At 39.3% G+C, this 24592-nt stretch carries 22 protein-coding genes; 11 read left to right on the top strand and 11 right to left on the bottom strand.

What is annotated here, in order from left to right; genetic code table 11:
• The first annotated feature begins 792 nt into the window (after positions 1 to 792).
• The 3 genes from phoB to CXF64_RS05785 all read left to right on the top strand — a co-directional run bounded on the left by phoB (position 793) and on the right by CXF64_RS05785 (position 3939).
• Positions 793 to 1482 (top strand): phosphate regulon transcriptional regulator PhoB, encoded by a 690-nt coding sequence (phoB, locus tag CXF64_RS05775; RefSeq protein ID WP_006791869.1) that lies wholly within the window; start codon positions 793 to 795, stop codon positions 1480 to 1482.
• A 65-nt stretch (positions 1483 to 1547) separates the two neighbouring features.
• On the top strand, positions 1548 to 2855 hold the full coding sequence (phoR, locus tag CXF64_RS05780; protein WP_024608321.1) for a phosphate regulon sensor histidine kinase PhoR: 1308 nt from the start codon (positions 1548 to 1550) through the stop codon (positions 2853 to 2855).
• 115 nt (positions 2856 to 2970) lie between these two features.
• The gene (locus tag CXF64_RS05785; RefSeq protein WP_010554592.1) at positions 2971 to 3939 is read left to right on the top strand and encodes a PstS family phosphate ABC transporter substrate-binding protein; all 969 of its coding nucleotides are present in this window, start codon (positions 2971 to 2973) and stop codon (positions 3937 to 3939) included.
• Between the two features lie 233 nt (positions 3940 to 4172).
• Here the strand turns inward: CXF64_RS05785 and CXF64_RS05790 are convergent, their stop codons facing one another.
• From CXF64_RS05790 to sfsA, 8 genes are all read right to left on the bottom strand, one after another.
• On the bottom strand, positions 4173 to 4409 hold the full coding sequence (locus tag CXF64_RS05790) for a hypothetical protein (protein WP_024598974.1): 237 nt from the start codon (positions 4407 to 4409) through the stop codon (positions 4173 to 4175).
• A 33-nt stretch (positions 4410 to 4442) separates the two neighbouring features.
• Positions 4443 to 5291 carry a pantoate--beta-alanine ligase gene (panC, locus tag CXF64_RS05795; RefSeq protein ID WP_101216559.1) on the bottom strand — a complete coding sequence of 283 codons (849 nt, stop codon included), beginning with the start codon at positions 5289 to 5291 and terminating at the stop codon, positions 4443 to 4445.
• Complete coding sequence (gene panB / locus CXF64_RS05800; RefSeq protein WP_007587166.1) at positions 5291 to 6085, bottom strand: 3-methyl-2-oxobutanoate hydroxymethyltransferase; 795 nt, start codon at positions 6083 to 6085, stop codon at positions 5291 to 5293. The genes panC and panB overlap by 1 nt, the downstream gene beginning before the upstream one ends.
• Positions 6086 to 6115: 30 nt before the next feature.
• A complete protein-coding gene (gene folK, locus CXF64_RS05805) occupies positions 6116 to 6601 on the bottom strand; it encodes a 2-amino-4-hydroxy-6-hydroxymethyldihydropteridine diphosphokinase (RefSeq protein ID WP_024593696.1) in 486 nt (161 codons plus the stop codon).
• 4 nt (positions 6602 to 6605) lie between these two features.
• The gene (gene pcnB / locus CXF64_RS05810; protein ID WP_024608323.1) at positions 6606 to 8087 is read right to left on the bottom strand and encodes a polynucleotide adenylyltransferase PcnB; all 1482 of its coding nucleotides are present in this window, start codon (positions 8085 to 8087) and stop codon (positions 6606 to 6608) included.
• A gap of 78 nt (positions 8088 to 8165) precedes the next feature.
• On the bottom strand, positions 8166 to 9110 hold the full coding sequence (gene gluQRS, locus CXF64_RS05815) for a tRNA glutamyl-Q(34) synthetase GluQRS (RefSeq protein ID WP_024608324.1): 945 nt from the start codon (positions 9108 to 9110) through the stop codon (positions 8166 to 8168).
• A 20-nt stretch (positions 9111 to 9130) separates the two neighbouring features.
• Positions 9131 to 9574, bottom strand: coding sequence for an RNA polymerase-binding protein DksA (gene dksA / locus CXF64_RS05820; RefSeq protein WP_002962671.1), 444 nt, complete (start codon positions 9572 to 9574; stop codon positions 9131 to 9133).
• Between the two features lie 316 nt (positions 9575 to 9890).
• Complete coding sequence (gene sfsA, locus CXF64_RS05825; protein WP_007587160.1) at positions 9891 to 10610, bottom strand: DNA/RNA nuclease SfsA; 720 nt, start codon at positions 10608 to 10610, stop codon at positions 9891 to 9893.
• A 123-nt stretch (positions 10611 to 10733) separates the two neighbouring features.
• On the opposite strand from sfsA, the gene pepB reads away from it, so the two are divergent.
• Positions 10734 to 12029 carry an aminopeptidase PepB gene (gene pepB / locus CXF64_RS05830; RefSeq protein WP_024589754.1) on the top strand — a complete coding sequence of 432 codons (1296 nt, stop codon included), beginning with the start codon at positions 10734 to 10736 and terminating at the stop codon, positions 12027 to 12029.
• Between the two features lie 183 nt (positions 12030 to 12212).
• Positions 12213 to 12779, top strand: coding sequence for a phosphoribosyltransferase (locus CXF64_RS05835; RefSeq protein ID WP_007377478.1), 567 nt, complete (start codon positions 12213 to 12215; stop codon positions 12777 to 12779).
• A 48-nt stretch (positions 12780 to 12827) separates the two neighbouring features.
• Here CXF64_RS05835 and CXF64_RS05840 read toward each other — a convergent pair whose 3' ends face one another.
• Positions 12828 to 13484 (bottom strand): Crp/Fnr family transcriptional regulator, encoded by a 657-nt coding sequence (locus CXF64_RS05840; protein WP_002962665.1) that lies wholly within the window; start codon positions 13482 to 13484, stop codon positions 12828 to 12830.
• Between the two features lie 288 nt (positions 13485 to 13772).
• Here CXF64_RS05840 and CXF64_RS05845 point away from each other — a divergent pair, with 288 nt between their 5' ends.
• A complete protein-coding gene (locus tag CXF64_RS05845) occupies positions 13773 to 14009 on the top strand; it encodes a YgjV family protein (protein WP_002962663.1) in 237 nt (78 codons plus the stop codon).
• Positions 14010 to 14376: 367 nt separating this feature from the next.
• Here CXF64_RS05845 and rdgC read toward each other — a convergent pair whose 3' ends face one another.
• Together rdgC and CXF64_RS05855 are read right to left on the bottom strand one after the other, a co-directional pair.
• Entirely contained in the window at positions 14377 to 15294 is a 918-nt protein-coding gene (gene rdgC / locus CXF64_RS05850; RefSeq protein WP_101216560.1) for a recombination-associated protein RdgC, read from the bottom strand.
• 368 nt (positions 15295 to 15662) lie between these two features.
• The gene (locus CXF64_RS05855) at positions 15663 to 17432 is read right to left on the bottom strand and encodes a sensor histidine kinase (protein WP_024593692.1); all 1770 of its coding nucleotides are present in this window, start codon (positions 17430 to 17432) and stop codon (positions 15663 to 15665) included.
• A gap of 366 nt (positions 17433 to 17798) precedes the next feature.
• Here CXF64_RS05855 and CXF64_RS05860 point away from each other — a divergent pair, with 366 nt between their 5' ends.
• The 5 genes from CXF64_RS05860 to glyA all read left to right on the top strand — a co-directional run bounded on the left by CXF64_RS05860 (position 17799) and on the right by glyA (position 24579).
• A complete protein-coding gene (locus CXF64_RS05860) occupies positions 17799 to 18167 on the top strand; it encodes a response regulator (protein ID WP_007587152.1) in 369 nt (122 codons plus the stop codon).
• Between the two features lie 228 nt (positions 18168 to 18395).
• A complete protein-coding gene (gene thrA / locus CXF64_RS05865) occupies positions 18396 to 20813 on the top strand; it encodes a bifunctional aspartate kinase/homoserine dehydrogenase I (RefSeq protein ID WP_101216561.1) in 2418 nt (805 codons plus the stop codon).
• A 9-nt stretch (positions 20814 to 20822) separates the two neighbouring features.
• Positions 20823 to 21758, top strand: coding sequence for a homoserine kinase (thrB, locus tag CXF64_RS05870; RefSeq protein ID WP_101216562.1), 936 nt, complete (start codon positions 20823 to 20825; stop codon positions 21756 to 21758).
• An 11-nt stretch (positions 21759 to 21769) separates the two neighbouring features.
• Positions 21770 to 23053 (top strand): threonine synthase, encoded by a 1284-nt coding sequence (gene thrC / locus CXF64_RS05875; protein ID WP_101216563.1) that lies wholly within the window; start codon positions 21770 to 21772, stop codon positions 23051 to 23053.
• 269 nt (positions 23054 to 23322) lie between these two features.
• The gene (glyA, locus tag CXF64_RS05880) at positions 23323 to 24579 is read left to right on the top strand and encodes a serine hydroxymethyltransferase (protein WP_024593690.1); all 1257 of its coding nucleotides are present in this window, start codon (positions 23323 to 23325) and stop codon (positions 24577 to 24579) included.
• Positions 24580 to 24592: the final 13 nt, after the last annotated feature.

The following is a 24592-nucleotide window of genomic DNA, read 5'->3' on the forward strand; positions in this document are numbered from 1 at the left end:
GTTTTTACTTAGCCCGCTAGGTTACAAACCTCACGCCGCGATTAAATCGCCCCTAGATTGAACAAATTTTAATCCTGAAAGGTCAACAGGCCCTAAGCCAGTAACTTTGTTGCTGGCTTTTTTAATGTCAGCCCTTTTTATATTGCAGGTTACGGCTTCTATTGATCAGATCGCTGTACTATCAACGCCGTACTTTGGGATCACGCATTTACTAACACAGCCTTTTCGGATCATTACTTTACTAAGCCAAATACACTTTTTCGCTATTTTAGGCTCTGAGATAATTTGATCGTTATTTATTTGTATAAACAATCAACAACTTATGGCTTTGACTAGGTACAACTCTGATCTGAGAGTGGATCGGCTTGGTAAAAATCTGATCCTTTATTTGGAGCTTAGTAAAATTTAGATCTATTTTTAAACGTATTGATTGTTACACAGGCGGGTATGTTAATTTTAAAATAGCTTTAAAGTTACTTTTAAACGATCGATCTGTAAAAAAGTCTTGGTTAGTAAAACAATGATCCCAGCTAATTTTGTATTATTTAATGATTTACTAGCGACAAAAAGCAGATAATTTCAAAAATTAGCTATTTTATAAATTTATCGTAAATCTCTTTTTATTACGTTAAATATTAAAAAGGTTTTAAAAATATGACGTTAATGAGGTTTTTTGTCACTAATTTGTGTTTTTTTTACCACCATTTTAATTTACACGTTACACTTTCATAAAAATGTCATACTTAGTCATAATAATGAAAACTAATTCGATAGCGTAAGAGATAAATTGGAATGTCACGTAAAGTACTAGTCGTAGATGACGAAGCTCCTATCAGGGAGATGTTGGTTTTTGTTTTAGAGCAAAATGGATTTCAAGCAATTGAAGCAGAAGATTACGACTCTGCTATTGCAGCTATGGTTGAACCTTACCCAGATATGGTTTTACTTGATTGGATGTTACCAGGTGGAAGCGGTATTCAAATTGCTAAAAAGTTTAAGCAAAACGAACACACCCGCCAAATCCCAATTATTATGCTTACAGCCCGCGGCGAAGAAGAAGACAAAGTACGTGGCCTTGAAGTAGGTGCTGACGATTACGTCACTAAGCCGTTTTCTCCTAAAGAGCTTATGGCGCGTATTAAAGCGGTTATTCGCCGTGTATCGCCAACCTCATTAGAAGAAGCTATTGAAGTACATGGCCTGCGTTTAGACCCTATTTCGCATCGTGTTACCTCAGAAGGTAATGAGCTTGATATGGGGCCAACCGAATTTAGATTACTGCACTTTTTTATGACTCACCCAGAGCGTGTTTATAGCCGTGAACAACTGCTTGATCATGTATGGGGAACTAATGTTTACGTAGAAGATCGCACGGTTGATGTGCACATTCGTCGTCTGCGTAAAGCAATTGGCCCACTTGGACATGACCGTTTGGTGCAAACTGTACGTGGTGCTGGATATCGTTTTTCAAGTAAGCTGTGATCAGCTTAAAGCTTAGCTAATGTATGAAATACGCATGTATTACTACTCTAAGGTAAAGTGAGTGTATGTATCGAGTTGTTAATAAGCAGGCGTTAGTAAAGCGCCTGTTTATCTATTTTTTACCCTTACTATTAATTGGTGTGCTAGTTGGCGCGCCATTTTTGCTTTTATTTTTAGGATCTTTTTCCCTCCTTATTTGGCACTACCATCAACTTTATCGTTTGAGCGATTGGCTACTTAATCAACGTAGCTTTAATCCACCTGAGGGCGAGGGTGCATGGGAGCAAGTGTTTGAAGGTATTTATCATCTACAGCACCGTAATCGTAAAAAACGTAATGAGCTTGCTGATTTAATTCGTCGCTTTCGCGATGGAGCTGAAGCAGTACCTGATGCGGTAGTGGTACTGCAAAATGATTTAAGTATTGTGTGGTGTAATCAACTAGCGCTTAAAGTGCTTGGTTTGCAGTGGCCAACCGATCATGGTCAGCGTCTTGATAATTTAATTCGCGAACCTAAGTTTGCTAAATACATGCACAAAGGTGAATTTGACGACGCGCTTGAGCTGGATAACGGCCATAGCATTGAGCAAGTACTAGAATTTAGGGTAATGCCTTATGCAAGCACGCAACTTATGGTTGTTGTGCGTGATGTAACGCGCTTAAAACAGCTAGAACAGATGCGTAAAGACTTTGTAGCCAATGTGTCACACGAACTACGTACACCGCTTACAGTGGTTACTGGGTATCTTGAGATGATGGATGGCGACATGATGCCGCCGCCAGCAATGTGGAACAAAGCGCAAAATACTATGCTTGAACAATGCAAGCGCATGGATAGCTTAGTCAGCCAATTATTATCGCTTTCGCGTATTGAAGGTGCTCGTCGCCAAGACAACGATAAAGCTATAAACGTACCGCAATTACTTGGTTATATTCACACTGAGGCAAACTCAATTAATCAAGATAAAGGCCATGAGCTTATTTTTAATATTGATAAAACCCTCGATATTAAAGGCTCTGAGGATGAACTGCGTAGTGCGTTTTCTAATTTAGTATTTAACGCCATTCATTACACTAAACCCGGTGGCAAAGTGGAAGTATGTTGGCAGCGCAAAAACAATAAAGCGTGTTTTAGTGTTACCGATAATGGTGATGGTATTGCGCCAGAGCATATTAACCGTTTAACTGAGCGTTTTTATCGTGTTGATAAAGCCCGCAGCAGAACAACAGGTGGCTCAGGTTTAGGGCTTGCGATTACAAAACATGTACTAACGCGCCACGATAGTAAATTAAATATTAGCAGTGAAGTTAACAAAGGTTCGTGTTTTTCTTTCGAATTTTCAATAGATAAGACAGTTTCGCTAGCTAAGTAATTAGGCTGAAAAGCAAAGTCATAAAAGTGTCATTTAAGAGTAATGTAACTGTCATGTACTCACTTTAGAGTGGGCAGCAGTTAGAAAATGGGACGAACAAACCGGAGAACCCTACATGAAATTTAAAAACTTAGTTGCCGCAATGGGTGTGGCTGTTACAACTTTCGTATCTGCACAAGCAGTTGCTTTAGACCAAGATATTCCTGAGTATCAAAAAATTAGTGGTGTTTCAGGTAACTTCTCATCAGTAGGTTCTGACACTTTAGCCAACATGATGACGTTCTGGGCTGAAGAGTACAAACGTATTTACCCAAATGTAAATATTCAAATTCAAGCGGCAGGTTCTTCTACTGCGCCACCGGCACTTACCGAAGGTACAGCTAACCTAGGTCCAATGAGCCGTAAAATGAAATCTAAAGAAATCGAAGCGTTCGAAAAACGTTACGGTTATAAGCCAACAGAAGTTCGCGTAGCTATTGATGCACTTGCTGTATTTGTACATAAAGATAACCCAATTGAAGGTCTTCGTATTGACCAAGTAGATGCTATTTTTTCATCTACTCGTAAATGTGGCGCACCAGAGCAAGTTAATCGTTGGAGCGATGTCGGCCTAACAGGCGATTGGGCTGCTAAAGACGTTCAGCTTTATGGACGTAACTCAGTATCAGGTACGTATGGTTACTTTAAAAAGAAAGCACTGTGTAAAGGTGATTTCCGTAATAACGTAAATGAGCAACCGGGTTCTGCATCAGTAGTACAGTCAATTTCATCTTCATTAAATGCAATTGGTTACTCAGGTATTGGTTATAAAACATCGGGCGTACGTACAGTACCGCTTGCTAAAAAAGGCGATAACTTTGTTGATGCAACACTTGATAACGTTGCGCAAGGTAAATACCCGCTATCGCGCTTTTTATATGTTTATGTGAATAAACACCCGAATAAGCCGCTATCACCTATGGAAGAACAATTTTTAAGAATGGTACTTTCAAAAGATGGTCAGCAAATTGTAGAAAAAGATGGTTATGTACCACTTTCTGCAAAGCTAGTAAAAACAGAACTTAAAAAGCTTGGTTTGAACTAATACCAATTGCATTAAATTAGTGAGTTATTATAGCGATAAGAAAATAGCGCAATAACAAGGCTAAAATTATGATACATAGTTGTTCTATATAAATAATTTTTAACGTAGTTAGTGAGTTATTTAATACGCTAGAATGGTCATGTTTTTAATAAAATTGGTATGATAAACCATAGGCAATAAAAAACCGCTCACTGAGCGGTTTTTTTGTACCTAAAACTAAAAATTTTAAGGAATTAAATATTACCTAATTTTTCGGCTTGTACTTTACATTGATTATAGCTCTCAACACATTTACCAGAGCATACTTGCTGCTTTAAGCTATCAGCAGTTGTTTGCTGTTCACATGTACTTTCGCATTGGTAATTTTGTTGAGCACACTGATTCATTTCAGGGTTTTCAACTTGGTTTTGGCAACCTACTAATAGTGCAAAAGTAAGGGCGACTACGCTTGTTTTTATTAAAGTGTGCATGCTTCTTATCCTTAAAATGGAGTCGCAATAATATTAAATTTCGACTTGAATATTGTCGATCAATCTAACACCACCAAAATAGGCTGCGGCTAAAATAACAAATTGAGTATCTTCGATTGTAGCAGTTTTTAATGTATCTCGTTGAGCAATCTCAAAATAGTCTGGTTTTAGGCCAGCTTGCTCTAAGCTCTGTTTAGCTAAGCTTTCAAGTTTTACGAAGTCTTTTTCGCCGCTTTTAAGTTGCTCAGCGCATGTATTAAGTGCTTTAAATAATACGGTTGCAGTCGCTTTTTGCTCATCAGATAAGTAACCATTACGTGAGCTCATAGCAAGGCCAGAAACTTCTCGCATTGTAGGTACACCAATAACTTCGACCGGAATTGATAGGTCGCGCGCCATGGTTTTAATTACTTGCAGTTGCTGAAAATCTTTTTCACCAAAGCAGGCGTAATCGGGTTGTACAAGGTTAAATAATTTTGTAACTACAGTGGCAACACCTCTAAAGTGACCAGGGCGTGAGCCACCACAGTAACCTAATGAAATATCAGGCACATCTACAAAGCTCTGTGCGCCAAGTCCATTTGGATAAATTGTCTCTACACTTGGGGTAAATACAATATCAGTGCCTAGTTCTGCAAGGCCTTGTTTATCTTCGTTTAGTGTACGAGGATAGTTATCTAAATCTTCGTTAGCACCAAATTGCATTGGGTTAACAAAAATACTCACAACGACTTTATCGGCTAAGTTTTTTGCTTTTTCTACTAGCGAAAAATGCCCACGATGCAAGTTGCCCATCGTTGGCACAAGTGCCACGCTAAGACCCGCTTGGCGCCATGCTTTAATTTGACTACGTAACGATCTGATTTCAATAATTGACTGCATTATTTAAACTCGTGTTCAGCGCTTGGAAACGCGCCATTTTTAACGTCTGTACAATACTTTTGAACGGCTGCAGGCATATTGCCTGTTTCGAGCAAAAAGTTTTTAGAAAATTTAGGAATGTAACCTGCCGAAATACCAACCAGGTCATGCATTACCAGTATTTGGCCGTCAGTTAAGCTGCCTGCACCAATACCAATAGTTGGGATGCTTAGGGCGTCTGTAATGCGTTTTGCCAGTGCACTTGGAATACACTCAAGTACTAATAATTGTGCGCCAGCAGCTTCAAGTGCTTTTGCGTCATCAATCATTTTTTGTGCTTTGTCTTCTTCGCGACCTTGTATTTTAAAGCCGCCAAATACATGTACTGACTGTGGTGTAAGGCCTAAATGCCCACAAACTGGAATACCTTGTTGAGTAAGCGTTTTAATGCTCTCGTAAAGCCATTCTCCGCCTTCAAGCTTAATCATGTTTGCGCCAGCGCGCATAAGCTCAGCTGCATTTTTACAAGTATCACTTACGCTTGAGTAGGTCATAAAAGGTAAGTCAGCAATTACAAATAATTCGCGGCTACCCGCGCGTACACAGCGGGTATGATATGCAATATCTTGATTGGTTACGCCAAGGGTGTCATCGCCGCCTTGTAGTACCATGCCCAAAGAGTCGCCCACTAAAATAACTTCAACGCCGTTATCATGAAATAACTTTGCAAAACTAGCGTCGTAGGCTGTTAATGCAGTAATTTTGTTATTTTCTGCTTTCATTTTATTTAAAGTAGAAACGGTTATTTTAGACATAATATCCTCGCAGGCAAAAGCCTAGGTTAATTACAGAGGTAATTGTTGTAAGTCGTTGAGCGGTAAATTATTTGCAATGGTTTTTAATGCAATGCCGCTAGGTAAAATAAGTTCAGGTGCAAGCTCTAATAGTGGATAAACCACAAACTCGCGATTATTCAAACCATAATGAGGCACAGTTAAGCGCACCGTATTTATAATTTGATCATCAAATAATAGAGTATCGATATCAAGTGTGCGTGGACCCCAACGCTCAGCCTTTCTTACTCGACCATGCTCAAGTTCAATACGTTGCGTTAAATCAAGTAATTGCTCTGGCTCAAGGGTCGTTTTAATGCACGCTACTGCATTGATATAGTCTGGTTGATCTTGTGGGCCCATAGGCTTACTTGCATAGTAATGCGATACGTTTATAAATTCACAATTAGGCAGCTTTTTAAGCGCGATTACCGCGTTATCAAGCTGCTCTTTTGGTGAGTTTAGGTTGGCACCTAAACCCAAATAAACACAGTACATGTTATTACTCAGCTGGCTTTTTAGTAGGTCGACGGCGCTTTCGCGGCTTAGGACCACCTTGGTGGCCTAAGTTTTTAACCATCTCTTTTTGGCCGTTTATATCTTGGCTTAAGTATTGTGTCCACCACTGGGCAAGCTCAGTATGCTGTGTTTCGCCCGCGTCTACGCGTAAGAGTAAAAAGTCGTAGGCGGCTTTAAAGCGAGGTTGCTGCGTTAGTCTGTAAGCACGTTGGCCTGCGCGTTTATCCAAACGGTGTTGAATATGCCAAATATCGCGAGCACCTAAAGTAAAGCGTTTAGGAACCGCAATGTGTTGTGAGTTATCGCTTAGTACTTTATTCATTGCTTGTGCGAAAGCATCGTACTCAGGTAGTTGCTCTTGGCTTTGAATCTTTTTAGTACGTTCAAGCAGTGGGAACCAAAGTAGTGCGGCAAAAATAAACGCTGGTGTTACTTTTTTATCTGCATTAATACGTTTGTCGGTATTTTGAAACATTTGCTGAATAAGCGTGTGTTCTAAGCCACTTGGGTTTTTATCTAAGATTTTATCAAGCTCAGGAAACAGTGAGCGGAATAAGCCGTATTTACGCAGCATTAAAAAGTTAGCTTCGGCCTTGCCGTTTAAAAACAGCTTAAGAATTTCTTCAAATAAACGTGCTGGCGGAATGTTATCAAGCAAACTTGCAAGCTCGCTAATTGGCTTTTCACTTTTAGGCGCAATGCTCATATCAAGTTTAGTAGCAAAGCGAACTGCACGTAACATACGAACAGGGTCTTCGCGGTAACGCGTTTCAGGGTCGCCGATTAGCTCAATTTGTTTAGCTTTAATTGCCGCTAAGCCGTTGGCGTAATCGTGAATACTAAAATCTTTGATTGAGTAATAAAGTGCATTGATTGAAAAGTCGCGGCGTTCTGCATCTTCTTCAATACTGCCAAATACGTTGTCACGTAGTAATTGGCCTTCATCGCTTGATTGGCTTATTTGATTTTTGTCTTCTTGCGCTTCGTGGTGGCCACGCATAGTCGCCACTTCAATAATTTCACGACCAAATACAATATGTGCTAAACGAAAGCGACGGCCAATAAGGCGACAGTTTCTAAATAGTTTTTTTACTTGATCTGGCGTCGCGTTAGTAACTACGTCAAAATCTTTTGGCTGTTGGCCTAACAATATATCGCGAATACAACCACCAACAAGGTAGGCATCGTAGCCACCGTCTTTTAAGCGGTATAATACTTTGATTGCATTTGGGCTAAATTGTTTGCGAGAAATACCATGCTCACCACGAGTGACAACAATAGGTTCACTGCTTACAGAAGCGCTTTCGGCACTGGTATTCGGGCCGATTATTTGTCGGCAAAATTGAAAAAGCTTGGAAATAATAGTCTGTCTCCTAGAAGGTGTGATTGACTCTGCATCGCAATCAAAAGTTACAGCAAATGGGGCGGTTATAGCCCAGTACAAGCTGTTTGACGTAATTAGCATATATTTAGGCGGCTATCATATACCAGCAGGGTTTAAAAATTAAGTTGATGTGTTGAAATTAAGCCGTTTTTAGCTATTTTATTTACTTAAATGTGTAAATTGGACTTTCTGACTACGTGGATGCTGAGAAATTTGTATTTCGGATACTTGTGGTACCTGTTTTAAGCTAAAGTTTTTAATTCCCCAAGCGATTAATTGTTCAATATTTAAATCGATTAAATCAGCTATAACAGGCAATCCTAAAAATTCAAATGCACTAATTAAAGCAGGCTTTGGATTTTGTTTGCTAATGGCAGGAGCATAATTTTGTTTAGACAATTTGAAACCAGGCTTGGCAACCGCTAAAGGTAAATGAGCAAATTCAGGTACAGGGCTATCGAGTTGTTTAAATAAACTAATTTGGCGTGCGGTTGGCTCAATTAAATCAGCGCCTCTTACAATTCGATTAATCCCTTGATCAATATCATCGACGACCACAACAAGTTGATATGCAAATAAGTCATCGCTGCGTTTAATTAAGTAATCTTCATGGGAAAGCGCGCTATTTACCGTTATATCACCTTGAATTAAGTCATTAAATTGAGTCGTTGGATGTTGCTGAACTAAGCGAAGCGCACCGGATTGAGTATTATGATTAAGTGCTTGGCAATGCCCCTGATAAATACCGCCAATGGCTTTTATTTGTTTGCGAGTACAGGTGCAACCATAAACAAGTTTTTGTTTTAAAAGTGAGTGGGTAATATCTTGGTATAAAGGCAGACGCTGCGTTTGATATACAACAGGTTCGTCCCAGTGAAGGGCGTAGGCATGTAAGGTATTAAGAATATCGGAGTCGGCGTTTTTAACCACGCGCGTAGTGTCAATGTCTTCTATACGAACTAACCAATCTCCTTGGTTAGCTTTTGCATCTAGATAACTACCCACAGCCGCTACAAGTGAGCCAAAATGTAATGGCCCAGAAGGAGACGGTGCAAAACGACCGCGATATTTACGCATAGGCGCAGTAACGGCTGTAGGAGACATAACTAATTAATAAGTATTAATTAGCCGCGTCCAGATTGCTTTTCTTTGATTTCTGCAAGTGTTTTGCAGTCTACGCATAAATCGGCAGTAGGACGTGCTTCTAAGCGACGTATGCCAATTTCGATGCCACAAGACTCACAAAAGCCAAAATCATCTTCTTTAATCAAATTAATTGTTTTTTCAATTTTTTTGATTAATTTACGTTCGCGGTCACGAGTACGAAGTTCTAAAGAGAACTCTTCTTCTTGTGCAGCGCGGTCAACTGGGTCAGGAAAGTTAGCAGCTTCGTCTTGCATGTGTGATTTAGTACGATCAACTTCGTTACGTAAATCATTACGCCAAGTTTCTAAAATCGCTCTAAAATGAGCACGTTGTGCATCATTCATGTACTCTTCGCCTGGTTTTTCTTGGTATGGTTCTAAACCGGCTTGAGCCAATAAACCATGTTTCTTTTGGTCTGGCATAACTCTCTCCTAAATCCTTAATTTAATGCCTCAGCATTAGCCGGCGGTATAAATAACAGAATCTTATATCCTAGGCAAATTTATTTTTAATTAATCGAATTAGCTTCAGCCATGCTTACTGAGTAAAAAGTGTATTAATAGTCTATTTACACTTTTAATTAATTCACATATTCGCTTTCTAAAACTTGCCTTGTTATGTGGGCAAAAGCTTTAAAAACAAGTTAATTTTTATAATTCACTTTGTATAACTTTTTTTAATTTGAGTACTTTGCTTATTTTGCAAATTACGCTTAGTTCAATCCCTTGGTTTAATACACTATTGTGCAAATACTATTTTTTTATGAAGTAAAACTTCATTAGCAGAAATTGTGGCCTTGTATGCTAATACTTCAACGCCGGCTATTATTGCTTGGCTTAATAGCGTGGCGTATTTTTTATCAATATGCGCAGCTGCACTTACTGTATTTATTCCTTCATGCAAAACAGCGAACAGTAATACTGCTCGGTGGCCTTGTTCGATCATTTCTATTAGTTCGCGAATATGCTTTTGTCCGCGCAGTGTTTGCGCATCAGGAAAGTAGCCTTGCCCGCTTTGTGGTGCATCTTCGCTTAATAATGTGACTGATTTAACTTCTACGTAGCAATCAGGCTTATTTTCGTCTGTGAGTAAAAAGTCGATTCTGCTGTTTTCGCTGCCATACTTTACTTCGCTTTGCAATTGACTGTAGTCGAGTAGCTCGCTTATCACATTATTGTTTATTGCTTCTTCTACTACTTTATTGGCCACCGCTGTATTTACACAAATAAGCTGCGATAAGTTATTTTGCGTAAGCTCTAATGAATGCGGGTATTTTCGTTTTGCGTTATCGCTTGTTGAATAAAAAGCAGCAAAACCCGGCTCTGCGCATCCCGTCATTTTACCTGTATTAGCACAGTGGGCGGTAAATTCACTGCCATCACTTAATTGTAAATCAGCTAAAAAGCGTTTGTAGCGTTTTAATAAGGTGGCAGGTTGCAGAGTTGGCGTGTACTTCATGATAACTTCCAAAGCGTAAATACTGCACAGCAGTGTGGTTTATGTTATTTATCTCAAGCTGTTGGGAACTTAAGCGCTCTATAGTAAACTCGGTGGCACATTTAAGTGCAAGGGTATTCTAACATGAGTGAAAAATTTGTTGTTCAACTAAGCGAACAAGCAGCAGCGAGTCATTGGGGCGATAATGCGTCATTGTCTTTTAATGAGCGCGGTGCAACTGTTCATTTGTCTGAGCAAGAAACATTGAAAAATGTTCAAAAAGCTGGTCGTACTATTGCAATCCAAGGTATTAAAAACGTTGAATTAGCAGGCGATGCTTGGTGTACAGAAAGCCAGTGGGCTTTTTATCAAGGCTTTGTAACACCAAAATCGTTAAATGGTGTTGAGTTTGTTGATAACGCACAATCAGATATTAAAGAACTTGCTCACTTAAAAACGTCAGCAATTTGGGCACGTGAAATGGTTAACGGGACTGCCGATGACATTTACCCAGAGAGCCTAGCTGAAAAAGCAGCTGAGTTTATTCAATCATTAGCGCCTGAACACGTAAGTTACCAAATCATTAAAGGTGATGCGTTACTAGAGCAACAGTGGATTGGTATTCATGCTGTTGGTCGCGGTAGTGTTCGCCCACCAGTATTGCTTGAGCTTGATTACAACCCAACAGGTGACGAAAATGCACCAGTAAGTGCAGCGCTTGTAGGTAAAGGTATTACGTTTGACTCAGGTGGTTACTCAATTAAATCAAGCGAAGGTATGCTTGGTATGAAGTGCGACATGGGCGGCGCTGCAACAGTAACTGCAGGTTTAGCATTGGCTATTAACCGTGGTATTGAAAAACGTATTAAGCTGTTTTTATGTTGTGCTGAGAACTTAATTTCAGGTCATGCATACAAATTAGGTGACATTCTTACTTATAAAAATGGCACAACAGTTGAAATTGTAAACACGGATGCTGAAGGTCGCTTAGTACTTGCTGATGGTTTAATGGCAGCTGGGGAGACTGGCGCTCCACTTATTATTGATGCAGCAACACTAACCGGTGCAGCGCTTGTTGCTGTTGGCCAAGAGTACAATGCATTATTTGCACTTGATAAAGAACTTGTACGTGAAGTTGAGAGTTTTGCATCTCAAGAAATGGAAGCTGCTTGGCCACTTCCTCTTGAAAAATGGCATCAACAAAACTGCCCATCTCCTTATGCTGATACGGCAAATAGCCGTGCGCAAAAAGGTGGCGGTTATGGCGGTGCATCGAATGCTGCAGGCTTTTTATCGCGCTTTGTGCCAAACGATGGCAAAGGCTGGGTACACATCGATTTAGCGGCTGCATTTAACATGGGCAGTACAAGTCAATGGGCAGCGGGTGCAACAACTCAAGGTATGCGTACAGTTGCTCGTACTTTACAAGAAAAAGCATAATATTTACTAAATTACGCTTTTTACGCTAAAAATAGGCACCCTTGGGTGCCTATTTTTTAATTTACAGGCAAGCAATTTTATTTCATTTACGGTAAAATCAGTCGCCAATACCTGTTTGAGTTTAATTTTTGCTTAACTCTAAGCTGCGCTCAAATCTTATATCCACCACTGGGGTTTCTAATTATGTCAGATAAGTGCTACATCACAGCTCAACAGCTGCTTGAAGATTCGTTCCGCGTAGCGGCACAAGTATACCAAGATGGCTTTCGTCCTGATTTTATTATTGGTATTTGGCGAGGTGGTGCACCGATCGGTATTGCTGTTCAAGAATATTACGATTACAAAGGCATTGAGACTGATCACATTGCAGTACGTACATCGTCTTATTACGGTATTGGTAAACAGTCGAAAGAAATTAAAGTACACGGCTTACATTACATTGTAGAGAACGCAAATGCAGGTGATTCATTATTAATTGTTGATGATGTATTTGACTCAGGTCGTAGTATTGTTGCATTAAAAGAAAAGCTTTCAGAGCTTATGCGCTTAAACTTGCCACGTGATATTCGTATTGCATGCCCGTACTACAAGCCAAAAAACTCAAAAGTGGACACTGTTCCAGATTATTATATTCATGAATCTGAAGAGTGGTTAGTGTTCCCGCATGAATTATCGGGTTTAACACCGGATGAAATTATTGCTGGTAAATCTGATCTTGCGAAAATTCATGATATTTTGCTAGAGAAGTAATTAGTAATTTGCATAAATAAAAAAAGGCCGTTAAGGCCTTTTTTTATTTTAAAGCTGAGCAAAGCTATCTACGTACTCACTTAGTTTTGGTATATCGACTGCTTGTAAGCCATCGTTACTTCTAAGTACCAAGCCTTTTTCTACAAGTTCTGTAACAACACGTCTGTAAGCTCGCTCAGTGGTAGCAAAGCGTTCGGCTTCAGCATTTACAGTTGGGTAGGCTCTAAGTAGCGTAGGGTTGTTGTTCTCGGCCCTTAGTAAGCAATCTTTAGCTATGTTATAGCTAAGTGGTAGTAATAACTTATCTAAATTGATTTTTTGGTTTTCCTGAAACTTAGCCGCAATAGTTTGTGCGGTGTATAAGCTTAGTTCTGGTTTCTCAAGCAGTAGAGCACGCCAATGCCTTAATTCAATAAGGTTATAAGTGACATCGCTAAAGCACGTTACCGTATAAATACATGGATTATTATTTAGCGCTTCTATTTCACCAATAAGGGTGTTGTTACAATCCAATTGTCCTAACAGCAGGCGTCGTCCATTACCTACGTCGTAACTAAACGACACAGTGCCACTGCGTACAAGCACAAGCTTGCTTAAAGGCTGATCTTGATGGATCAGAACTTCTTTTTTTGATTGTTGATAGCTGCTACCGGCAAAGGTTAAAAGCTGATCAACAAGGTAACTAGAAAAATGGTATTGAAACATCAATGTGCTCTTCGGACATTTGTCCTATTTATTACATCTTAATGACGATAGCATTAAGACACTAAGAATTTACGCTAACTTGCTACTAATATTATTAGCTTTGCTAAGAGTATTATTTTACCTTCATTTCCCGTGTAATGATTTAAGAATTTGCTGGTATTTTCCGGCAAACTTTTTCAGGTTTTTTAAGCAGGTTAGCTTTTTTATTTTGTTGTAACTTTGCAATACTTACAAGTGCCATAAGATAGCAGTACATGTAATGCTAACCTAAAGGCTAGGAGAGAACAATTGAGTTGGGAATATTTAGGTTATATTGCATCAGCTTTATTAGTTGCATCGTTAACAATGACAGATGTAGTAAAACTACGTTGGTACAACATGTTTGGTTGTATTGTATTTACTGCATACGGTGTTGCCATTGGCGCAGTGCCTGTTATTTTTACCAACGGCTTATTGTCGCTTGTAAATTTATACCACATTATAAAAATATATCGCCAACCTAAAGTTGAAGACGCTAAAAGCTAAAATAAGTTATCTGCACAAAGTAAGTTAATGGTTTTAATTGAAATCAAAAACTTCAGTTTTTGTGCAGTCTAGCTTGAAGCGTATATAGATAATCTCATATCACTCTACATAACTTACCTTGATGAACCTTTGAACCATGCTGTAATCTCCTACTTAAAAGATGATTACCTTAGGTTTTAATACGTCGATCGTTAGCTAAATTCTGTTCGCGGTTAATAAATATATAAATAAGCGCTTCTAAATTTCATAAAAAAATCCGATAGCAGTAAACTGCTATCGGATTTTTATCTGTTATACCAACCTGCTTACATATGCTATTTAATTCATTAAATTGCTTAAATATTTATGCAGGTAGGCACTATGGTATTTACGCTTTTTCTAAATCTTCAACGTCACCTAAACCTGCAGTTAGTTCTTCAAGTAATTGCTTTATTTCTTCAGAAGCTAAAATAAAGTCAGCATCAAGTTTTAAAGCCATATCTTCTTTAGGAATATCTGCGTTTTCTTCTTTTAGAGTTTCAGAGTAGCTTAAACGTTTGATAGAGCCATCGTTTTGCAGCATAAACTTAAGACGCTCTTGCCAATCAAGTGCAAGTTTAGTTACGCGTTTACCACTTTCTAAATGCGATTTAACTTCATCACACGATAGATCATGACCTTTAAGTTTTACTTGTGCGCCGCTGTCGTCTGCTTCTTCAAGTTCAGCATCTGAGCCAATAGCAAAACCTTCTGGTGTACTAAAGTTAGTTAACCAATCAGTTAAAAATACATCTAGGTCGTAGTTAGCAAACGCAGGTACAACCGGAAGCGTTCCTAACGATTTACGAAGTAGTGCTAGTAGCTCTTCTGCTTTATTAAAGCTGCCACTATTTACAACAACCCAACCGTTTTCTTGGTCAATAAAGGCAAATTGTAAGCTCGACTTTTTAAATGCTTGAGGTAGAAGAGTATGAAGAATGTTTTCTTTTAATTCGTCTTTTTCTTTCTTTTTAACTGGGCGGTTTTCTTCAGCTTCTATCAGATCAATTTTCTCAGCAACTAGTTCATTAATAACAGAAGCAGGGAGTACTTTTTCTTCGCGTTTAGCGCAAACTAGAATACTTTTTTGAGAAAAATGCGATAGCGTATCGCCATGTTTTCCAAACGCTTTTGTCCAACCAAATGTTGCAAGCTCTTGACCAGTACATGGGCGAAATAAATCTTGCTCTAATGATTTATCAAAGTCTTCTTGAGTATATGAAACGTCTTGCTTAAAGCGGTAACAAATAAGGTTACTAAACCACATAGGGGAATTGATCCATTTGAAAAATTTGTACAATCATAGCAATAAAAACAGTATCTCGAAATGACTGATTTGTTACTAGGGCGTGTTGAACTTTATGGATTGAAATTTGTTCAATCTAGGGGCGATTAAATCGCGGCGCGAGGTTTGTAACCTAGTGGGCTAAGTAAAAACCGAGCAACAAAGAGTTAATCGTCCCTAGAAAGAACCCAAAGGGCAGCGCATGTTTGGTATTAATGCTGCGTTATCGCCTATTTATGGGGAATAACCACACTACATAGGCTCTGTCTTGCCTAAAAACCAAACACGTTGCTGCAAATTCAACCACCAAAGATCAACACGCCCTAATAATTTAATGCATATACTTTTATTTATTCATATTTATCAAAAATAGGCAGTGGCTTAGCCATGTTCTTCGGAAATTGAATATAGTAACGCAGACCTTTGCCCGGTTCACTCGTTGCATCAATAGAGCCACTAAGGGTTTGCTTGACCAAATTAAGCATTATATGGGTGCCTAATCCGCTACCACCTTCATCGCGTTTGGTAGTAAAAAATGGGTCAAATAATTTTTTTAATTGCTCGTTGGTAACACCGTTACCGTCATCTTTGTAATCAATAGTTAAGTTAGTGTCATCAGCGCTTATTTTAATATCCATTACACCGTTGCTTTTACCTTCAAAGCCATGAATAAGTGAGTTCATAATTAGGTTAGTAAAAATTTGGCTTATAGCCCCTGCAGGTAGATTTAAAACTAAATCATCAGGACATTCTAATTTTATAGTATGGGATGTCTTTTTTAGTTTTGGGTGCAGTGAGCGTATTACTTCGTTAGTGTAATCTTTAAAGTTAATGGTTCTTACTGCTTCACTGGCTTGATCGACCGCTATTTGTTTAAAGCTAGCAATAAGCTCCGAAGCTCTATCTAAGTTAGTGGTTAGTAAGCTTGTGCTTTGCTTTGCCTCGTTAATGAACTCTTCTAGTGCTTTTGGCGAAAGTGTTTTTTCGGTATAAGCATTTTCGAGTTTATTTAAGCGTTCTTGTAAAAATGATATTGCCGTTACACCTATCCCTATAGGGGTGTTTATATCGTGTGTAATACCTGCTACAAGTCCGCCTAGCGCAGCCATTTTTTCTGTGCCTAGTAAACGTTCCTGTGCAAGGCTTAACTCTTCTATATAGCGCTGAGATTCAGTTTGCTTTGTAATTAACTCTAGCTCTGTGCTGCGGCGTAAGTCTACTTCTTCGGTGAGGACAATTTTTTGCTTTTCGAGTTCGTATTTTTGCTGCTGTAAATCCATCATTGCTTGGCTTAAGTTGGATGTTTTACGGGCTACGTCTTGTTCAAGTTGTATGTTGTGTTGATCAAGCTTTTCGTTACTTATAATGAGTTCTTTTTGGGTGTGTTCAAGCTCTTTTCTATACTGAACCACTTTATCTATTAGTTTGTTAAATGACTGCTCCATCACTTTTAGTTCATTATGTTCTTCTGTTTCTATTTCTATATGTTGACCTTCTAGCTCGTCTAGCTCTAAATTTTCTAGTTGCTCAGTGAGTTCTGCTAAAGGGTCTGTAAGAAGTTTTCTAAATGCCATTAAAAATAAGATGATCAAAAAGGTGGTTTTAATCATCGCATTACCAATCAAAAAGTAGATTGATACCATAATGCGGCTAAAAACAACTTCTCGACTTGAGAATAAGGTAACGTCACCAACTTGAGTAGCACGACCTGAAAATTCAAAAATAAGTGGAAAGGTATAACCAAATAAACCCGATTTTGCGTCTTCTAAAATAACCTCTTCTTGTACTAACTGTTGGTTATATAGCTTGTGTATATCAAGAGAGCGCCCTAGCTGTGAAATAATTTCGCCGCTGTCGTCTCGAACAATAATCCCTTCAATCATGGGGATGGCGAGTAAACCTTCTGCTGTTGTAATTGTTTGCTTGGTATTAAGCTCCCAAATTGCACGTGTTAAGCTGCGACTAAAGGTTTTTTGTAAGGTACTAAGTTCATCGCGAATATAGTCTTTAGTATTGACGTATTCAGCAAGCACTTGTCCACAGGTCACTACAAAGGTAAGCAAAAAATAGACGGATAAAACGCTAGTCAGTAGCTTCTTAGAAAGACTTTTTTGTAACATGAGTGACTTGTTCATCCTTTATTATTTTTGTAACGTTACGATAGTAATTTAAAAGTTAGTCAATAAACCTCTAAAAATAAATAAAAAAGTTAAAATTTAATAAGATAAATCCAAAAAGTGAGCGTGTAGTATCAAAGTATTTAAACCAAGGTATAAATTAATAAATTCGTTATCTGTTATGTATTGTAGGCTTAATTAGTATTTGCTTTGGTTAATTATATCTTAAACGGATTTATTCTATATTTATCATTGTATTAAATTATTAATGCGCTGAGTGCTTTGAGGCGTGTTAAAGTGTCTAAAATGCAATGGAAGGCATTAGTTTAATAACCTTTTAATAACTTTGATGGTTGTGTAGTAGTAAACATGATGAAATTTTCGATATTAGTCTGTGACGATTCTGCAGTTGCCCGTAAACAAGTCGTGCGGTGTTTAAATGAATGTATAGACGCTCAAATACAACAAGCTACAAATGGAGCGCACGCTCTAGAACTTTTACGAGCACAAAGCTTTGATTTATTGTGCTTAGATCTCACCATGCCCGAAGTTGATGGTATACAAGTACTCGAGACTATAAAAACAGAAAAAATAGAGTGCTTTGTTTTAGTTATTTCTGCCGATATACAAGAAAAAATGAAGCAACGAGTCGCACAACTTGGCGCAATAGACTTTATCGATAAACCTATCAATAAATCTAACTTAAACGAAATATTGCATAAATTTGGCATTCATTAGGTTTTTTCATGTTAAAAAAGGCTGTTTTATCTTTTAATTTAGGGTTGACAGCATAGCCTTTGTTAAGGCAGTCTTAACATATGAAAACAATTAATCGCGTACTGACCATTATTATTACAACCATCATTCTTACTGGATAGTGGCATAGGTCGGTGCAACAAATTTAAAGGCCTGTGTTCACTTAGAACACAGGCCTTTTTTCGTTTTATGGGATGAGGAACATAAACAATGCGAGTTTTAAAATTTGGTGGGTCTTCGCTTGCCGACTATGCATGCTTACAACAGGTAGCTCAGCTAGTTAAAGCACAATTAAAAGATGAAATGCTTTTGGTACTTTCTGCTCCAGGTGGAATGACCGATTCGCTAGTTGCACTTGCAAGTGCTGCAGAACAAGGCTCTGACTTTTCGCAGCAATGGCAAGCATTAGTTAGCCGCTGTGAAGGTTTGAAAGCTGACGTTGAAAAAAGTGGTGTAGTAGTTACAAGTTGGCCAAACTTAGGCGAGCTTAAAAATAAACTAGATGGCGTATCACTTATACAATGTTGCCCTGATCAAGTTCGCGCATTTGTAATTAGCTTTGGAGAGCGCGTTAGTGTTTCTTTAATGCAGGCTTTATTGAACTCGCACGATGCAAGATACTTAGAAGCAACAAGCTGTATCGCTTCAACTGGTGGTTATATTGATGCAGAAGCTGATTTGGTGGCAAGTAAAGCTCGCTTTCAAGCTGTGCTTAAAGAAAGCCCTGCAACTATCTATATCATGCCTGGTTTTACGGCGAGTAATGATAAAGGTGAGCTTACAACGCTTGGCCGTAATGGCTCAGATTACTCAGCAGCCATTGCAGCAGCATGTTTAGAAGCTGAGATTTGCCAAATTTGGACTGACGTTGATGGTGTATACAGTGCTGATCCTCGTTATATTAAAAAAGCGACTAAAGTAGATTTTTTATCTTATAAAGAAGCGATGGAGCTTTCTTATTTTGGTGCAAAAGTACTTCACCCTAAAACAATTTTACCGTGTGCTAAAGCAGGCGTGCCGTGTGAAATTAAAAATACGCATAACCCAGACGCACAAGGCTCATTAATTGGTAACGATTATTCATCAGATGAGCCAGTAAAAGCGCTTTCGAGCCTACAAGACCTTGCAATGCTAACTGTCTCAGGGCCAGGCATGAAAGGCAAAGTAGGTATGGCGTCTAAGGTATTTAACGCGCTTGCTCACGATAACGTATCAATTGTATTGATCACGCAGTCATCATGCGAATTCAGCATTAGCTTTTGTGTACACGAAACAGACCTAGCACTTGCACTTGATGCGCTACAAACTGCATTTGAACTTGAATTACAAGCAGGGCTTATTGAGCCTGTACAAGTGCAGCGCAATTTAGCCATTGTTACTTTAGTGGGCGACAACATGCGCGCGCACCGTGGCTTAGCGGCTAAGTTTTTTGCATCGCTTGCACAAGCGCAAGTAAATATTGTGGCAATTGCACAGGATTCTACAGAAAGTGCTATTTCAGCAGTAATTGATGGCGAACTTTGTAACGACGCCGTAAAAATATGCCATGAAAACTTTTTCACGCATGTTCCATCAATTGATGTGTTTTTACTAGGTTGTGGCTTAGTAGGGCAAGAGCTTATTAATCAGCTTGAGCGCCAACAAGCGTGGCTTGAAAAACGTAATATTAAACTTAACTTGTATGGTGTTGCTAACTCTCGTCAATTACACCTTGATAGTGAAGGTATTGCTTTTGGTGATTGGCAGCAAAAATTGGCCTCATCTGAGCAGGCGTTTGATTTAAAACTAGTAGAGCAGTTTGTTAAGCAAAATCATTTAGTAAACCCTGTGCTTGTTGATTGTACGTCGTCGGATGCACTTGCTGCGCAGTATGTAGACTTTTTAAATGCAGGTTTTCATGTGGTTGCTGCTAATAAAAAAGCAACAACAAGCTCATACACGTATTACCAAGATTTAATTGCAGCAACGCAAAAGAATAATCGTAAATTTTTATACGAAACAAACGTTGGTGCAGGCTTACCAGTAATCGACAACTTACAGTCGTTATTTGGTGCCGGTGATGAGTTATTAGAGTTTAGCGGTATTTTATCAGGTTCACTTTCGTATATGTTTGGCGCACTTCAAGATGGTTTATCACTTTCTGAGGCAACTATTAAAGCCAAAGAAAGTGGCTTTACTGAGCCAGATCCTCGTGATGATTTATCGGGTACCGATGTAGCACGTAAGTTATTGATCATTGCTCGCGAAGCCGGTATGAAATTAGAGCTAAGCGATATTGAAGTTGAGTCAGTATTACCACCAGGTTTTGCACAAGGTGATAGCGTTGATGAGTTTATGGCAAAACTACCAAGTTTAGATGCTGATTTTAACGACCGTATCAAAAGCGCTGCGAGCGAGGGTAGGGTACTTCGCTATGTAGGCACAATTAAAGAAGGCCACTGTAAAGTAGGTATTGAAGCGGTAGATGCAAAGCATGCGCTTAGTGTCATTCGTGATGGTGAAAACGCACTGGCTATTTTAAGCCAATACTACCAGCCACGTCCGTTTGTAATTCGTGGTTATGGCGCCGGCTCGGAAGTAACAGCCGCGGGTGTATTTGCTGATATTTTAAAAACGTTATCGCGCTAGGAGCTCGTTATGATTGAAGTATATGCTCCGGCGTCTATTGGTAATTTTGCAGTGGGTTTTGATGCACTTGGCGCAGCGCTTGCGCCAATTGATGGCAGTTTGTTAGGTGATGTAGCCGTTGTAAGCGCAGCACCAAGCGACGAATTTATTTGCACAGGCGAGTACGCTCACAAGTTACCAAGTGATGCTAATGAAAATTTAGCGTACCAGTGCTTAGTGCATTTTAGAGCGCATGTTGCGCCTAATATGCCAAGCGTAAAGCTCGAGCTTAAAAAGAACTTACCAATTGGCTCAGGGCTTGGATCTAGCGCGTGTTCGGTCGTGGCTACCTTTGCTGCCCTTGATAAGTTTGCAAAAACTAATTTAAGTCAGGTTGAGCTTATTGAACTGATGGCTGACTTTGAAGCTGTAGTAAGCGGCGGTCGTCATTACGACAACATCACGCCATGTTATTTAGGTGGCTTGCAGTTAACAGGTGATTTAATTCCTGATAAATCGATTGCACTGCCTGTTGATGAAAATTGGTACTACGTTGCTGCGTTTCCTGGTTTTTCACTCAACACTGCAAAAGCGCGCTCTGTTTTACCAAAAGAGTTGAGCATGCATGCAAGTGTTGAGTTTGCTCAGCGTTTGTCGGCATTTAGTAGCTTACTGTTAACTAACCGTTTTGACGATGCGCTGAGCATAATGAAAGATGAAATAGCAGAACCTTACCGGGCACCGCTTATTAAAGGCTTTAGTGAAGCCAAAGTAAGCTTGCCAGCACTGGGCGCTGAAATAGTCAGTATTTCGGGCGCAGGACCAACCTTATTTACTGTGTGTAAAACACTTGAAGCTGCACAGCAATGCGCGCAGTGGTTAGAAACCAATTACATTAACGAGCAAGGCTTTTGCCACATTTGTAAATTAGATAACGACGGCACGCGTCAATTAACAGTTTTATAGGATAGGTAGTCATGCAATTACATAATTTAAAAGATAGCTCACAAAAAGTGTCGTTCGTTGAAGCTGTAAAAACAGGTTTGGGTCGTAACCAAGGTGTATTTTTCCCAGAATCACTGCCGCCACTGTCCGATGTTGATGCATTGCTTGATATGGACTTTGTTACGCGCAGCGGCAAAATATTATCTCACCTAATTGGTGATGAGTTACCAAGCGATACCGTGGCACAAATGGTTAAAAATGCATTTAACTTTCCAGTTAAGCTGGTGGAAGTTGAAGAGAACACATACTGTTTAGAACTGTTTCATGGTCCTACACTTGCGTTTAAAGACTTTGGTGGTCGCTTTATGGCAGAGTGTTTAACGCAGTTTAATAAAGACGAGAAAGTAACTATTTTAACAGCAACATCGGGCGATACCGGTGCAGCTGTAGCGCATGCTTTTTACAATAAACCAAATATCGATGTTGTTATTTTATACCCTAAAGGCAAAATTTCACTTGCTCAGCAAAAGCTATTTACTACGCTAGGTAACAATATTCATTGTTATGCAGTTGAGGGCAGCTTTGATGATTGCCAAGAGCTAGTTAAAAATGCCTTTTTAGATGAAGAAGTTAAATCAACACTTGGGCTTAACTCAGCTAATTCAATTAATATTAGCCGTTTAGTTGCTCAGGTTTGTTACTACTTTGAAGCCATTGCACAGCTACCAAAAGAAAAGCGCGCAACAGCGCATATATCAGTGCCAAGTGGTAATTTTGGTAATGTGTGCGCCGCAATGATTGGTGCGGTTATTGGTTTACCTGTTGGCAAATTAAGTGCAACAACAAACCAAAACGATACTGTGCCGCGCTTTATGCTTGATAAAAACTGGACGCCAAAAGCAACGCTTGAGTCGCTTTCAAATGCGATGGATGTAAGTAAGCCAAACAATTGGCCGCGTGTACAAACAATGTTAGATAATAACTGGTTTAGCTACGATAATTTTTATTCAACTAGCGTAAACGAGCAAGACACGCAAGCCGTGATGAAAAAAATTCAACAAACTGGCTATGTTGCGGAGCCTCATACTGCTATTGCTTACCAAGGTCTTGTTGAAAATCGTGCACCTGGTGCAGCGGGTATCTTTTTAGCGACAGCTCATCCTGCTAAGTTTAAAGAAAGCGTAGAGGGTATTCTAAATATTGAATTAGGTATGCCAAAACCACTTGCTGATGCACTAGCAAAACCATGCCTAGCAAGCGATATGAACGCCGATTACGACGCGTTACGTACCGAAATGCTCGCTAAACTAGGCTAAGTTAAATTACAAGGAAAAGCGGCTTGAGCCGCTTTTTTTATAACTTTATACGGATGAATACACTTAGTTATATTTACTAATTAAATGTAGTAAATATAATTCATTTAAAATTATTATGGCTTTATAAAAAAATATCATCTTAAAAGAGCTGTGAAATAGTTTCAATCCCTGTTTAAATATCCTCAACTTAAGAGCGTAGGCAAAGAGTCGTTTAAAGCGTACAATAAAGCCTCTAAAAAACACCATACACGTTGCCCTAGGAGACCCCAATGTTAGAACGTAGCATGAATATTTCGGATTTTGATCCAGAGTTATTTGACGCGATAACCAAAGAAACTGCTCGCCAAGAAGAGCATATCGAACTAATCGCTTCAGAAAACTACTGTAGCCCACGCGTACTAGAAGCGCAGGGTTCACAGCTTACAAACAAATACGCAGAAGGTTACCCTGGCAAACGTTATTATGGCGGTTGTGAGCATGTTGATGTTGTTGAGCAATTAGCAATTGACCGTGCTAACGAGTTATTTGGTTCTGACTACGCAAACGTACAGCCACATGCTGGTTCGCAAGCTAATGCAGCTGTTTTTCTAGCATTATTAGACGCTGGCGATACTGTATTAGGTATGAGCTTAGCTCATGGTGGTCACTTAACTCACGGTTCTCACGTAAGCTTCTCTGGTAAGCTTTACAATGCAATCCAATACGGACTAGATGAAGCAACGGGCGAAATTGATTACGCACAAGTTGAAGCACTAGCACTTGAGCACAAACCAAAAATGATTATTGGTGGTTTCTCAGCGTACTCAGGTATTGTTGATTGGGCTAAATTCCGTGAAATTGCTGACAAAATCGGTGCTTATCTGTTTGTTGACATGGCTCACGTTGCGGGTTTAATTGCGGCAGGTGTTTACCCAAGCCCTGTTCCTCATGCACACGTTGTAACTACAACTACGCATAAAACACTTGCAGGCCCTCGTGGTGGTTTGATTATTTCTGCATGTGGCGACGAAGCAATCTACAAAAAGCTTAACAGCGCTGTTTTCCCTGGTGGCCAAGGCGGTCCTTTATGTCATGTTATTGCAGCAAAAGCAGTGGCATTTAAAGAAGCACTTCAACCAGAGTTTAAAGTATACCAAACACAAGTTGTTAAAAACGCAAAAGCAATGGTTGCTGTAATGCAAGAGCGCGGCTACAAAATCGTTTCTGACAAAACTGAAAACCACTTATTTTTACTTGATTTAATCGATAAAGATATCACTGGTAAAGATGCAGATGCTGCCCTAGGCAACGCTAACATCACAGTTAATAAAAACTCAGTACCGAACGATCCACGCTCACCATTTGTAACATCTGGTTTGCGTATTGGTTCTCCTGCAATTACTCGTCGTGGTTTTACTGAAGTAGAATCAAAAGAGCTTGCTGGCTGGATTTGTGACGTACTAGATAACATCACTGATGAATCTGTACAGGCGCAAGTTAAAGAAAAAGTAAAAGCAATTTGTGCAAAATTACCTGTATACGCTTAATTGCATAAGCAGC

Origin of the sequence: Pseudoalteromonas sp. GutCa3, assembly GCF_002836155.1 — a bacterium.
Taxonomy (GTDB): Bacteria; Pseudomonadota; Gammaproteobacteria; order Enterobacterales; family Alteromonadaceae; genus Pseudoalteromonas; species Pseudoalteromonas arctica.